The sequence below is a fragment of the Myxococcus sp. CA051A genome (genome assembly GCF_013336705.1).
Taxonomy (GTDB): Bacteria; Myxococcota; Myxococcia; order Myxococcales; family Myxococcaceae; genus Myxococcus; species Myxococcus llanfairpwllgwyngyllgogerychwyrndrobwllllantysiliogogogochensis.
This window is the reverse complement of the sequence record NZ_JABUMS010000006.1, coordinates 230,212-244,088: the sequence shown is the minus strand read 5'-3', so window position 1 is coordinate 244,088 and position 13,877 is coordinate 230,212. Positions and strand designations below refer to the sequence as shown.

Annotated in this window: 8 protein-coding genes; all 8 read right to left on the bottom strand. The window is 70.1% G+C overall.

All coding sequences use genetic code 11. From position 1 onward, the window contains the following. Positions 1 to 14 precede the first annotated feature (14 nt). Complete coding sequence (locus HUA74_RS19450) at positions 15 to 2,048, bottom strand: hypothetical protein (RefSeq protein ID WP_174455693.1); 2,034 nt, start codon at positions 2,046 to 2,048, stop codon at positions 15 to 17. Between the two features lie 112 nt (positions 2,049 to 2,160). Beyond that, entirely contained in the window at positions 2,161 to 4,659 is a 2,499-nt protein-coding gene (locus HUA74_RS19445; protein WP_174455692.1) for a hypothetical protein, read from the bottom strand. Positions 4,660 to 4,668: 9 nt separating this feature from the next. Then, on the bottom strand, positions 4,669 to 5,628 hold the full coding sequence (locus HUA74_RS19440) for an IPT/TIG domain-containing protein (protein WP_174455691.1): 960 nt from the start codon (positions 5,626 to 5,628) through the stop codon (positions 4,669 to 4,671). Positions 5,629 to 5,670: 42 nt separating this feature from the next. Further along, entirely contained in the window at positions 5,671 to 6,957 is a 1,287-nt protein-coding gene (locus tag HUA74_RS19435) for a hypothetical protein (protein WP_174455690.1), read from the bottom strand. Positions 6,958 to 6,960: 3 nt separating this feature from the next. Next, positions 6,961 to 8,403 (bottom strand): hypothetical protein, encoded by a 1,443-nt coding sequence (locus HUA74_RS19430; protein WP_174455689.1) that lies wholly within the window; start codon positions 8,401 to 8,403, stop codon positions 6,961 to 6,963. Further along, complete coding sequence (locus HUA74_RS19425; RefSeq protein ID WP_174455688.1) at positions 8,400 to 11,171, bottom strand: phage tail protein; 2,772 nt, start codon at positions 11,169 to 11,171, stop codon at positions 8,400 to 8,402. Before HUA74_RS19425 ends, HUA74_RS19430 begins: the two co-directional genes overlap by 4 nt. Further along, entirely contained in the window at positions 11,172 to 13,475 is a 2,304-nt protein-coding gene (locus HUA74_RS46845; protein ID WP_174455687.1) for a baseplate J/gp47 family protein, read from the bottom strand. It abuts the gene before it with no gap. Between the two features lie 7 nt (positions 13,476 to 13,482). Next, entirely contained in the window at positions 13,483 to 13,875 is a 393-nt protein-coding gene (locus tag HUA74_RS19415; RefSeq protein ID WP_141643590.1) for a GPW/gp25 family protein, read from the bottom strand. Between the last annotated feature and the right edge of the window lie 2 nt (positions 13,876 to 13,877).

The window sequence follows — 13,877 nt, the reverse complement described above, 5'->3', positions numbered from 1 at the left end:
GGCGCGCCTCGGGCTCACTCGAAGTGGAAGGTGAGGTGTCGCCCCTCGGAGGGCAGCCACCCGATGTCGCGGTCCAGGCCCGCGATGCGCACCGCCAGCGGGAGCTGCGACAGGAACAGCACCACGTCCACATGCCCCTCCGTCACGTGAAGTCGCGCGTCATGTGCGAGCAGTGTCGCGTCCAGGGCTGACGCATCTTCTGACGACACCCCCAGCGCGCGGCACAGCCGGGCTCGACAGAACGGCACCAGCCATCCGAGCCAGCGCTCCAGGGGCTCGGTGTCGAGCCGACCTGTCTCGTCACCTCGGGAGAGCGTGAATGCCGAGCCGACGGAGTAGGGCGAAAGCTCGCTGTTCACGAGAACATCCGCGTCCTGTTCATCACAGGGAACGTCCAGCACGAGGAAACCCGCGGGGTGCCTCACGCGCAGCCGTCCTTCGTGACTGCTCCAGGTCCAGTGGGAGTCGCGCGCCGAGCGGAACGTGCGCAGCCAGGCGGGAGGGATTCGCCACGCATCGGGAGGCGCGAAGTCCTGGCCGGGAAGGGCTCCGGGCTTTCGGCCGGCGAGCAAGGCCAGCACCTTCCACACCGGGTCCGAGGGGCGCGGGTCCACGCACAGGCGCCGGCCCACGAGCGTGACGAAGTCCCAGAGCGATAGGGGAAGGTTCGGATGGGCCGGCATCGAGAAGTCGCCGTACAGCTCCAGGAACAGGCCCAGGTTGACCAGATAGAAGAGGCCGCCGAGTCGGGTGGAAAAGGGCAGTCCCCACGCGCGTCCGGAGGGTGGCTCGAGCTCTCGGAGTGGCGTCGGTGGTGTCGTGGTGTGCACGGGGGACCGCGAAAGGTCTTCAGTTGCGGAGGCTGGCGAGGCGTGACGAGGCAGCGTGCGCTCATCGCTCGGCGGAGACTCGATGGCCTTCGATACGCCGTGGGTGTCCGTACGCTCCAGGACCCCCTCGTCCGCCGTCGTTGCCTCGCCTCGGGATGCGGATTGCTTTGTCGTCGCGCCCTCGGAAGGAGATGTCTCCAGACCGGGCCTCTTCAGGAGGTCGTCGACAGGGGGCGCGAATTCGGTGTCGTCGGGAGCTGCTTCGGAGTGTGGCTTTGGGAGAACGCTGGCCACGACAGGTTCGGGCGGGGCCGCGTGCCGAGCCTCGTTGGGTGCGAAGGGAGAGGGGACCGCGAGCGCCTCGTGAGCATCTCGCCAGATGCCCACGGCGGGGAGGAACTCCAAACGACGTGCCTCCACGGGAACGCGACGCAGCGTGAGCGCGACTCCGAGCAGCGCACCGTGCTCGCGTGAGTCCTTCAATGTCCGCGCTTCAGGTGCCCACGACTCCCATGGGGCGTTTGTCGCGAGCACCGTTCCCTCCGATTTCATCGTGCTCGAGGGACTCGCGGGGACCGTGGGCCGCTCACCGCTCACATCTCGCGAAGGTGCGTCGAGGGCGGCGGCGGAAAGCCCGTGGACCTGGAGCACGCGAGTGAGCAGGGCCCGGGCCTCCGGCGGCGTGAACAGCGACACCACGGCACGGACCTCGCGTCGCCGGGTGAGGAACTCCAGGGCGCTCGGGACGTACTCGGGCGCGCGCAGCCATTCCGCGACGACGGTGCGGGACAGGTCCGCGTTGGAAAACAATCCCCGCCACCACCAGTGGGCGCTCGCGAGGCCCCGGCTTACATCGCTCGCCAGACACGCCAGCAGCTCGGAGGGATCCGCGAACAGCACGGCCTCCGCGCCAGGTGGAACGACGCCATGCGCGGGCCTCGCCGCACGAGCCACCTGCTCTCGCAGCACCGAGGACAGCGCCTCGTTCCACGCCGCGGGCGGGCGCAGGGCCTGCTGATTCAAGGGGAGCACCCCGGGCTTCGGGTCCATCAATCGGCGGATGCACACGGTGGCGGAGGGAGGAAGCCCCGGTGGAAGCAGGTCGGCGCCCGCCAGCACGGCCTCCAGCCGCAGCCGCGCCGAGAGCGGCTCCAGCTCCGCCCCGCGCAGCCGCAGCCGCTGGATGACCGTCCTGCCTCGTGCCGCCTGCTCATGCATCGTCGCGACGTCCTCTTGGGTTCGACACCAGCGTCCGCTTCCACTTCGTGATGTGCGTGTGCTTCCGGCCGGGCCAGGAGCCCCGTGGCCAGGGGCTCCCAGAAGCCAGACGTCAATCCCCGTCGTGGTGCTTGCGGCGGCGGCTCGCCAGGAACCCCAGGGCCACGAGCCCCAGGACACCGGTGGAACCACTCGGACGCGTGTGCTTGCACGGGCAGCCCTCCCCGGGAGGCGGCACGGGAGGTCCCGAGCCTCCATCCCCTCCACCCGTTCCGCCATCACGCCCGGTGCCGTTGTCCGGAGGCCGCGGCTCCACCGGCTCCAGCTTCGTCACCGGCCCCTTGGCCACGGGCGTCCCGTTCACCAGCACGATGATTTCAGTGCCGTCGCCAATCTCACTCAGGCGGACCTCGTAGGTGCCGTCGAGCTTGGGCGTGGTGGCCGGGGCCTGCCGGCCCTTGCCGTTGATCTGCACGACGACGCGGTCCTCGAAGCCCGGGCCCACGTAGTTCCCCAGCGCGTCACGCGGCGTCAGCACCAGCACGTAGCTGCCCGTGTCGACCTTCGTCACCTGGACGTCGGTCTTCGGGCCAAACGGCAGCACGTCCACCTGTGTCTCGAGAATCTCCGTGCGCCGCAGCGGCTCTCCGCTGGGGCCTTTCATCAAGAGCTGGAAATGGAAGCGGTACGTGCCAGGCGTCTGCGTGTCCTTGAACTCCAGCTTGTAGATGCCGGGCGCGGTCTCCTTCAGCACCAGCTCATCCTTGCCGACGGTGGTCCCCATCTTCTTCAGGAACTCGGGGTCCTTCATCAGCGTGTCCAGCTTGCCCTGGTACGGCGACACCGGGTCCGGACTCTGCTCGCCGCGTCCCTCGCCGCGCGTCTCGTGCATCAGCGTGCCCAGCGCCCCGTTCGGGGTCTCCACCAGGACGGTCAGCTCGCCGTTGTCGAGGTTCTCCAGCGGCTTGCCGTCGAACGTCACCTGCGCGACGACGTTGAGCGGCTGGCCGGCGGAGTGGCGCAGCTTGTCGAGCGAGAGCTGGAAGTCGAGGCTCTTCTCCTGCACATAGGCGGCGAGCTGGTACGGAATGGCGGGGCTCGCCGTCCCGGGGATGCGGTTCACCGTGAGCTGCCATTTGCCGACCGGACCCGCCTTGGGGAAGTCGTAGCGGTTCAGGATGTGGCTGCGGCCCGTCTTCACCGCCACGGGCTTCGGGTTGCTGCCGTCCGGCGCGGTCACCTTGAGCGTCACGGGTTGCCCGCGCGGGCTCGTGGTGAACCAGCCCAGGTTGACGTAGAGGCTCTGCACCGTGCCGTCCACGTCGACGGACCGGGTCGCGGTGTTGGTGCCCGAGGGCAGGGTGGTGGAGCTCTGGAGCAGTGTGGCGAGCGTGTTGCCCTTGAGCGCCGTCACCAGTTGCTGCGCGAAGGCCGTCGTGGTGCCGCTGCTCGTCGTCAGGTGGTTCTGCCCCGCCGTCTGCAGGGAGATGGCGTTCATCAGGTCCGCGTACGGGACGGCGCCGCTTGCCACTGCGACCGTCAAGATGGGGACGCAGTGATTGGTAAGGCGCTCCGTCGTTCCGGGGGTGACTTCCAGCACCTTGAAGCCGATGTCCGGGCCCGTGCCGTCCTTCACCATCGGATTGACGTTCTGCATGCCGTCCGTCATCACCACGAGCGTCAGGTCGTTGACCTTGTCCGCCTGCCACGCGGCGAGCGCATCCCGGATGCCGCCGCCCATCGCCGTGGTGCCCGCGGTGATGTTCGCGTTCACATGGCTGACGGCCTGTTCCCACGGGTGGCCGCCATCCATGAGCGCCGGAGCGCGCTCGACGAACAGCTTGCCGTTGAACTTGGTCGGCTCGGAGTCGCTCTCGAAGTAGACGAGCGCCAGCCGGTCCCTGCCCAGCCCCGTGCCGCCCGTCTCGCTCAGCGGATCCAACCCCTCGACCTCCCAGAAGTGGATGAACTGCTCGGCGGCGCTCTGGAGCGCGAGCCACTTCTGGATGTTCGCCGGGTCACCGGGTGTCGCGGAGATCATGCTGCCGGAGCGGTCCAGCACCAGCGCCACGTCCATGGGAATGCGGCCCCGATTCACCCCCGGAGGCGGCACCGTCCAATTCGTCAGGCCCTTCACCCGTCGCGAGGAGCAGGTGCACTGGTCCACCGATGGCGCGGCGAAGGTCGTGGTGCGATAGCCCGTGAGGTTGTTGAAGTTCGCGGCGTCCGGCGTGAAGCGAATCGTCCCGGAGCCATCCTGGGGGAGCTTGATGCCGCAGAGGTTGTCCACGGCTGCCAGGACGTCCCGGCGCTTGTAGTCGATGATGATGGCGTTGGTGCCGGCTCCGACGATGAACACGTTGTCGCCGTTGGCCAGATTGACGGGCCCGCCGCCCACCGTCACGTCGGTGTTGCCCAGGGGCGTCTCGAAGTTCAGCGTCGCGCCGTTCTGAATCGGCGTGGTGGACTCGAGCATCACCTTCACGCGGGTGATGGGAATGGTCGTCGCGGGCGCGGAGATGGCGAGCTCGTGCGTCGCCGCCAGGGAGCCCGTCGCCCCCAGCAGGAAGGGGAGCGCGAGCCAGGAAAGCCTCTTGGAATGTCTTGGCATGTGTGGACCTCAGGGCTTGTAGATTTCGAGTGCCTGCGTGGGAGACATGGCCGTCCCCACGCGCACCTTGATGTTGATGATCTTGCTGTCCCCGGAGAGGTTGATGCCTGTCAGGGACGTGGGGATGGTGACGACGAGCCGGCCAGGCAGCGTGGAGGTGCCCAGGGGCTGCACGCCAATGGGCGTGCCCGACGTGCCATCGCGGGGCTGGTCATCGAAGAACACGCGGATGTTGGTCAGTGTGGAGCCGAAGTTCTGGCCGTTGATGATCAGCTCGCCACCCAGCGGTGCATTGGCGATGCTGAAGGGGGTGATTGCGGGCAGGGGCGTGCCCGTGGGGCCCAGGATGATGAGCTGCGAGGACGTCGCGCCCGCGGGGTTGGTCACCACCACCGTCACCGTCTTCTGCTGGCCGGCGGCGGGCGGGTTGGCGACGGAGGGCACGACGACGAACAGCGAGTAGCGCGTGCTCGCGTTCGAGGGCGGCGCGGCCACGGTCCCGTCGAACGTCACCGTGTTGTTGGCGCGCACCGCGTCGAAGTTCTCGCCGATGATCTGCACCTCCGTGCCGATGTTCGGCGTCAGCGGAGAGAAGCCGCTGACGGTGGGCTTCGCCGGAGGCGTGGGCGTGGAGCCGGCGATGGTTGCGATGAGGAGGTGGATGCCCGTGCCGTCCGGCACCCGGGTGCCCGGCGTGGGAATCTGCCCGATGACCGGCCGCGCGTTGTTCTTCGGGTCATTGAGGTTCACCACCAGGCCCGAGGCATCCATCGACAGGGCGAGCTGGAGGTTGCCGCCGGACTGCGCCAGCAGGGCCTTCACGTCGAGCAGCGTTCGGCTGAACAGATTGGGCACCACGTTGGGCCCACCCGACGTGGTGGCCAGCGCGTTGAGCAGCTGGATGATTGCGTTGATGAGCTCGGCGCTGATGAGGTCGCCGGGCTTGACGAGGTTGAGTGGGTCGGCCATCGGGGTCTCCTCGCGGCCTGCGAGAGATGGAAGGTGGGAAGGTCAGCGGGGCAGCGCGTAGTTGCCGAAGTGCCAGTGCGCGGCGTCGGACCGCGCGTCACCCAGGTAGGGCAGGTATCCACTGGCGAAGACGAGATAGGGCTGGGGCCGGGGTGTGCTCGCGTCGCTCTGCGCGAGCTGGTTCTCGTGGACCAGGTAGAGCCACAGGAAGGGCTCCTTGCGGACCAGGTCCACGGGCGGATACGCCAGCGACATCCTCAAGAGGGCTTGCAGCCGCGAGCCCTCCACGTGGACCGGCGCCTCGGGGGGATACGTGAGCCCGTCGAAGAACTTCGTGTACGTGAAGCCCCGCGCGCCCGTCATGCCCTCCAGCGGCAACAGGCCCACCGCGGGCAGTGCCACGAAGTGGTCCAGCGCGCGCACCGTCTCCGGCGTCCCGGTGCGCAGCGTGTCCAGGTGCTCCTGGAACTGGAGGAAGCTCGCCTCGCCCTCCGTGGCTCGGCGGTCCTCGAGCCCCAGGCCCCAGCGCTCCGGCGTGGCCACGCGCGCGGGCCGGCGTCGCGCGGCCCAGGCATCCACCCAGCGCAGGCCCACGCCCGCCTTCCAGTGCACCACCGCCAGCGGCACGTCACACGGCGTCAGCACCGTGGGCCGCAGCTTGTCGATGAGGCCATAGGGCGGGTTCGCCGGCCCGAAGGGATTCATCATCCACGCGCGGCTCGCCGCGTCCGACGTGCCCAGGCACAGGTGCGCCACCCGGTTGCGCAGCCGCGCTTCGTCCGAGAGCTGGGCCGCCGTCAGCTTCAAGTCCAGCAGCCGGAAGCGCACGCCCTCCACCCGCCGCTTCGCCTCGCAGCCGGAGGAGGGATTTCCGCCCAGGCCGCTGACGGGCGCGCGCCCCTCGCGGCCGGACGCGGGCGAGAGGACCAGCAGGTACACGCCCGTGCCGGACACGTAGTCGCTGCTGCCCGGCGCGCAGGTCTCGAAGCCGCCCGTGGCGGTGGCCGTCGCGCCACTGCCGCTGTTGGAGGGGCCTCGCACCAGGGACACCTCCACCGGCTGGAGCAGCTCCAGTGCGTGGCCCGCGCGGCTGAGCGCCAGGCCCGCCGTCACCGTGACGAGCGGCGAGGACACGGTGCTTCCCGGAGCGATGGACACCGCGAGCCCGTGGGCGACACCTTCGCCCATGGCTCGCACGTGTCGTCCCAGGGCCGCCTCGTGGGCGGTCTGCTCCTGACTCAGGTCCTCGGCGGACAGCAGCCGGCCGTTGAAGAAGTTCGTCGAGCGGATGCCGTCCTCGAGGAACGCGGTGTCCAGGTCGATGCGCATGGCCTACCTCGTGCCTTCCGTGCCAACGCGGGCCTTCGGCTTCGCGTCGCCACTGGAGGATTTCTTCTTCGCGGGGACGGCGTACTGGCTCACCTCCACGATGAGGCCCAGCTTGCGCAGGGTGGCGATGGGAAGCAGGGCGTCCTTGTCCCGCACCTTCAGCAGCAGGCCATCCGCGTCCGCGCGTACGAAGGTGACGGAGGGCTGCGTCACCAGTCCGTTCTGCGGCTCCACCAGCGTCGCCTTGACCACGTAGCGCCACTGGTCCGGCTGGTGCGCGAAGCCGTCGAAGCTCAGCGTCACGAGCCCGACGTCCACCTTCGTCGCCTTCAAACCGTTGTAGCCAACGTCGGTGGAGGTGTCGTCGATGGGAATCATTCCCGCCGCGATGAGGGAGTAGGGCGGCAGGTTGTCCGGGTGGTGCACCGCAGAGGCGTCACGGGCGAGCCCCGCCAGCAGCCACTCCTGGAGCATGCGCTGGTGCAGCAGGTACGGCCGCTGCCTCTCGTCCACCGTCTTCGTGCCCGTCGCGTCGACCTTCCACGGACCGGTGCCCAGCTCGCGCACCAACGGCAGGTCCACGGCCGCCAGCAGGACGCCGTCGTTCGGCGACTCCGGCGCGGGAGACACGGGTTGGGTGCAGCCCTGGGCCTCGCCCAGCCAGTTCGTCCGCCACAAGGGACGCAGCTCCGTCACCCACAGCCGCGACGCCTCGCGCAGGAAGGCCTCCACGTCCGTCTCCAGCACTGGCACGGGTCCACCCGGCGGGTCGTCCAGCACGTAGTCGTCCACCGGTGACACCGGCGACGAGGGGACGACGGAGCCGCGCAGCAGGGTGATGAACTGCTCCAGCGTCGTGGGCGTGGGCGTGGAGGAGACCACGTTCATGTTCCGCCGCAGCCAGCGCACGAAGTCGCGCACCGCGTTCTCCTCGAGCGGAGGCGTGGGCGGCTGGAGCGCCAGCTCCAGGTGGAAGTCGTCCGTCACACGCGAGGGCGCGGTGGTGTCGTCCTCGGTGCGGCACGGCTCTCCCGGCACGGGGACCGGGTCCGTCAGGCAGTCGCGGTGCTGAAGCACCACGTAGACCGTCAGCCGGTTGCCGGAACGCAGGTAGGCATCCACCTCCGTGCCGCGCGCGATGAGCCAGTCGTTGAGCGCGGCGCACTGGGTGGGCGTCACGCGGACCAGTTGTCCTCGCGGTGTCAGCGCCGCGCCGGGGGTGACGCGCACCTCCGGGCCACGCGTGCCGGTGCCGTGGCTCACGGCGAGGCCCCAGGCGGTGCCGTAGCCCAGCAGGTCGCGCGCGAGCCATCTGTCTCGCTCCGACAGGTAGGCGAACTCCTGGGTGAAGTCGTCCACGCCCAGCACCATGCCGAGCACGTAGTTGACGTGTCTGGTCGGGTCGGCCGGCGCGCGCTGCACTGACGTGGAAGTGAAGGTGCTCATTGGATGTCGCTCCCGTGGGTCTCACGGCGCCCGAGCAAGTCCCGCCCCAGGATTCGCCGGTCCGCGGCGTCCTGGGGTGGTCTCGGGGCCAGATGGCTTTCCGCCAGGTATTCGCGTCCGAGCCGCATGGCGGGCATCAGCTCGGGGGCACGGCTGCCCAGATCGACCAGGGTGTCCACGCCCAGGCGGGCTTCGCCGACGCGGAACATGTCCCAGTAGAACTTCACGTCGAACACGGTGTGGGCCGGCTTCTCCACCGCCACCACCCGCATCGCCTGCTCTTGTCGCGCGCGCTGCTCCTGCGCCGCGCTGCCTCGTGGGACGGGCAGCACCACCGTGAAGCGATGGGCCGCCGCACGCACCGGCAGCACCACCGTCTCGAAGTGGTACCAGTCCGACTGCGCCGGACCGTCCCCGGGCAGCGTCACTGGCAACACGGCCTGCGTGAAGTCCGTCAGCGTGGTGCCATGCGCCGCGTTGAGGGCCTGCACCGTCCGATAGCGTCGCGTGAGGAAGTCGAGCCAGCGCGGCGCGCTCGCGGCCGTGGCGGCCGGGATGAAGCCGAGCGTCTCCTGCGTGAAGGCTCGCCACACGGTGGCCACCGCGACCTGGGTGGGCTCACGCAAGGGGAGCGCATCGGACGCCGCCGTCACACCCGCGTCGGCGAGCGCGGCTTGATAGCGCTCCAGCAGCCTCGCGATGCCCTGGGCGGGCTCCCAGCGGCGCGACGTGGCGGCGGGCTGGATGCGGATGCCTCCCGTCTCGGAGGTGTCCGTCGCGAAGAGGAACGGGGTGCGCGCGGTGCGGAAGCGCTCGACGATGCGGTAGCGGGCGCGCGTCGGCTCGGTGTCGTCGGTGAAGATGGACGCGTCAGGGCAGTCGTCCAGGGCCACGCGCAGCGCCATGCGCAGGCCGCGCGGCGTGCCTCGCCACTGAAAGAAGTCCAGCGTGTGACGGAGGAAGAGGCGGCGACGCGTCTCGTCCCAGGCCGGGTCCAGCGCCACGCCGAACCAGGAGGCCAGCCACTCGAGCGCCTCCGGGGGCGCGCTCCTCGCGTCGAAGAGGACCTGTGCGGCGGCGATGCGGTCTTCCAGGGGCGTGAGCAGTCCCTCGGGGTTCGCGAGGAAGCGGTCCAGGAAGCTGGCCGACTCAGGGTCCTGTCGGTACAGGCCCGGGAGGTACTGCTCCGCGTAGGAGAAGCGCGGGTACCACGCTCGCATCGCGTGGATGCGCGGAGTCGCGGCGCCGCCTCCCTGGAGGACCAGCTCCACCTGCGCGAAGCGGCCCCTGGCGCGCTGGAAGAGCACCTCGAAGGTGCCCCGGTGCTCGCCCCGCGCCGTCGTGGTGAAGGGCAGCTCGGAGCCGGCTCCTCGCTTGTAGAGCGCGGGCTCTTCGCTGAAGGGAAGGGCCTCCAGGTCCGAGCGCTCATTGGCCGCGCGACTGCGCACGACGATGCGTGCTCCGGGAGGAAGGGAGCCGTCCAACACCAGCCGATGCCACACGCAGTCCGGCGTCCGTCCATCGAGCACGGGCGTGCGCAGCGTGCCCTCGGACACGTAGCGCGGGCGTCGCTGCGCCACGAGCGGGATGAACGTGTCCGCGAAGTCGTAGAGGGCCTGCCCGTCCGAGGCGATGAGCGCCTTGCCGCCAAACAACCGCAGCGGCAGGTACTCCGGCTGCGCCACCGCGACGAGGTCACCGCCTTCCGAGGTGTGCAGCTCGAAGGCGAAGGCCTGGTTGCCGTCCCGACCCACCACGACGACGCGGCCCACCGAGCCATCCGACCCGGCCGGAAGCAGCGCCATGTCATGCGCCACCAGGACGTACGACGACGCGGGACTGTTGTCGCCAAGGAGGCCATCGACCTCCAGCGGCACGGGGGCGCCTGTCAGGACGCCGTCGCGGTAGACCAGCAGGCGACTGTCCTCGGTGCCCCGGTCCAGCACGAGCACGCGTCCGTCGGGCAGCACCTCCACGGAGATGGGGTCCTGCGCGGCGACAGGCGTCGACGCATCCAGCGTCACCGGACGTGGGAAGGTGACGGCGGGAATCGTTCGCGTCGGTCCTCCGGCCAGGGGCTGGAAGGCTTCCACCCGTGACGCGGAGAGCACGTCATCCACGCCCGTGCGCACCACGCGGAAGCCCGCGTCCAGGCGCCACAGGCGGCGGTGCTGACGGTCGAGCACCACCACACCGCCATCGGGAGTGGCCGCCATGTCCCACGGCGCGAAGGGCACACCCGTGGGCCACAGGTGTCGCACCGGAGGGCCGCCCGAGTGCAGGTCGAACACGAGCAGCCCCGCGGGCGCGAGCGTGCCGACGACCAGGTAGTGATGCCCGCTGATGGCCATGGCTCCGAGCAGCTCGGGCTTGGGAGGCGTGGGCGGAATCAGCGGGCCGAAGCCGCCCGTGCCGGAGACGGGTGCGGCCTCGGGCGTGACGGGCCAGAAGTCGCTCGTCTGCCTCGAACCGCTGGAGAGCACCTTCAGCGTGCGCCCGTCGAGAGCCACCCAGTAGACGTTGCCATAGCGGTCCTTCGCGGCGCCGCGCCGGTCCTCCAGCGCGGGAGGCACGTCGCGCGGCGCGGCGATGAAGCGGAACAGCTCCGCGCGCAGGGACACCTCCGCGCGCGATGAGTCCCACGCGACGTCCGCGCCGGTGCCGGACGCCTCGCTCCACGCTTCGGAGAGCACGCGGCCCTTCGAGGTGCAGCGGCCCCAGTCGTCGCGACCGAGCAGCAGATGAAAGCGAGCGCCGTTGGCATCCATCTATCGGCACTCCTCGGGGACGATGGGCACCGAGACGAACGGCCGCTGCGTCGTCGTGACGGACGTGCCGCGCAGGTCGTCGAGCGAGGGCGCGTCACCCACGGCCACCGAGAGTCCGGCGAGCCGGGGGAGCTGGAGCCCCGTCATCGGTATCTGGTCCTGCTGAGTGCCCGTGGCCAGCCCCAGTCGCACCCCGCGCACCAGCGCCACGCCCGCCACGCGACTGGCCACCGCCGCCAGCTCCAGCGACACCACCGCCTTGCGCAGCGGCCAGCCACGCCGGGCCACCGTGGACAGGTTCGCGCCCGCAAGCGACACCGTCTGCTCCAGCAACTCCGCGTCCTCGGGGGGCAGGGGAGACAGGAACTCGATGAGGGCCGCCTTCACCGCCTCGCGCACCTGTGCCTGCGAGACTCCCGCCACCACCTCCAGGCCCACCGTCACCCAGACGGGCTTGTACTGGGGGCGGCGCACGAAGACCTCGGTCGTCACCAGTCGACGCGGCGCGAGCCAGCAGGCAATCGCATCGAGGAACGTGTCCGGCCCCTCCGCCTCGCGCGCGTCAGGCTCCGCGCGGGGAATGGCCAACACCGTCACCGCGCCGGGTGCATCGCCTGGCTCATTGGGCGAGAGGGCAGGGTGGAACGCGGGCAGCACATCCACTCGGCCCACCGCGACGCCGGGCGTGCGCAGCGTCACCGCCTCGAAGTCCTGCGCCGTCACCAGCCTGTCCCGGTGCTGGAGGAACCGCGAGATGTGCCGCTCTCCTTCGCGCACGCCCTCCGCGTCGGAGCCGCCCCACGTGGGCAGCGGGTTCGCCACCTGGATGCCGGGAGGAAGCGCGGGTCCACTCGCCACCGTGCCCGTGGCTACATTGCCGGCCCGGCCCACGCCGTGGTCATAGTCAGCGCGCAGCGTGGCCCCGAGCGGCGGCCTCGCGCCGTGGGCACCGTCACCGAAGCGAAGCTCCCCCGCCTCCGCGTCCAGGCGGAACACCTTCACGCGTGTCTGCGCGGGGCGCGGCGAGCCGGGCGGCAGGCGCGGGTCCGGCACGGAGACCTCGGGGCCCGCGCTCGTCAGGTCATCGATTTCCTCCCACGTCTCGGTGATTCCATTCAACGTGACGCTCAGCTTCACCGAGCCCGGCAACACCGGCGCGCGCGACAGCTTCAGCGCCTGGTCCGGCTCGCCCGAGCCCGTGGGCAACAGCTCGCTCGTCACGCGTTCGCGCTGGGACACGGGCGCGGCGTTGATGCCGGCCCACAGGAGCTTCGTCGTCACCGGCGCCGAAGCGGTGATGCGCACCCAGGTGATGACGCGCGCTTCCAGTTCCTCGTCATCGAGCGAGGGAGGGAAGTCCCGCGTGCCCGCCTCAAGCGGATCCAGGTTCGTCCACAGCTCCAGCTCGCCGAGCGTGGAGGGCAGGGGGACGTCCACCACGGAGGGCTCGCCAGGCATCTCCGAAGTGACCAGGGTGCGCCAGCTCGCGTTGCGCAGCGCCGGGTCCTCCGGGAGCTTGCTGTCCACCGGCAAGCGGGGAAGCTGGAACTGGAGCACCGCCGAGCCCACGGGCCGCGCCTGTCCATTGGGGACCAGGTCTCGTCCCTCGGAGCCACCGGCGGGCGCGAGCCCCACCGTCAGCACCTTGCCCTTCAACTCCTCCCTCGCCCGTGTCAGCGCATCCGGGAGCTTCCGGTCCGCGGGCCGCAGCAGCAGTGCCACCCACAGCGCCTTGTCCAGCGTCTCGGTGTTGAGGTCCAACGGCTCCGTGCCGCGCGGAGAGAAGGGCGTCGTCTCGTAGAACTGGAGTTCGTTGAGCGGCGCGGGCGGCGGCGCGGTGGCGGTGAAGGAGGCGTAGAGCTCCTGGTAGTACTCCTTCACCCGCTCCTCGGGCGCGACGCTCCGCTTGTAGAAGCACGCCGCCTCCACGGGCAGCACGTCCAGGCCGCGCTCGGTGCGGAAGGGCACCTGGCCGGCGCGGACCTCCACGCCCTCCGTCAGAGTGAGGGCCTGGGGCGGACCGCCGCGCTCGTTGCGGAAGGCGACGAGGCCGCGCGCGGACGCGGCCGGCAGCAGCGGCACGCCGAGCAGTTGGAGGAACTTGAGCCGGTTGCGCTCCGGAATCTGGTTGGCGCGGTACAGCAGGCTCTCCGTCAGGAAGGCGAAGAGCTCCAGCAGCGTGACGCCCGGGTCGGACTTGTTGAAGTTGGTCCACTCGGGGTTGTGGATGGGGATGCGTGCCAGCGCCTCGTCGAGGAGCTGCTGGTACTTGCGGTCATCGATGGGCGGGAGGGTGAGTGGCACGATGTCGTTACCCCGCGAGCGTGACGCTCAGGTTGAGCCGCTCTCGTGCGCCGGTGGCCACGAGCTTGTAGGTGATGGTCGCGGTGGCGGCCCGAGCGTCCTGTGGGTCCGCGTCCACGCTGACCGACTCCACCGCGATGCGGGGCTCCCACTGCGCCAGGGCCCGGTTGATGCGATCGGCGATTTGATGCCGTGTCGTGACGGTGTTCGGCTCGAACAGGAAGCGCCCGAGCCCCGCGCCGAACTCCGGCAACATCAGCCGCTCGCGTTGCTCGGTGGCGAGGATGATTTGAATGGCTTCACGCACGTTGCGCTCACCCTCGGACCACTGCATGCGCCCATCCGGGCCCACGCGTGGAGGGAAGCCGAGTCCGCGTCCAATGAGTTTTCCGGCGTCCATGG

Coding starts and splice junctions, on each gene's coding strand:
- HUA74_RS19445 (WP_174455692.1), bottom strand. CDS start 4,659: ATGCCAAGACATTCCAAGAGGCTTTCCTGGCTCGCGCTCCCCTTCCTG.
- HUA74_RS19430 (WP_174455689.1), bottom strand. CDS start 8,403: ATGAGCACCTTCACTTCCACGTCAGTGCAGCGCGCGCCGGCCGACCCG.
- HUA74_RS19435 (WP_174455690.1), bottom strand. CDS start 6,957: ATGCGCATCGACCTGGACACCGCGTTCCTCGAGGACGGCATCCGCTCG.
- HUA74_RS19450 (WP_174455693.1), bottom strand. CDS start 2,048: ATGCATGAGCAGGCGGCACGAGGCAGGACGGTCATCCAGCGGCTGCGG.
- HUA74_RS19415 (WP_141643590.1), bottom strand. CDS start 13,875: ATGGACGCCGGAAAACTCATTGGACGCGGACTCGGCTTCCCTCCACGC.
- HUA74_RS19440 (WP_174455691.1), bottom strand. CDS start 5,628: ATGGCCGACCCACTCAACCTCGTCAAGCCCGGCGACCTCATCAGCGCC.
- HUA74_RS19425 (WP_174455688.1), bottom strand. CDS start 11,171: ATGGATGCCAACGGCGCTCGCTTTCATCTGCTGCTCGGTCGCGACGAC.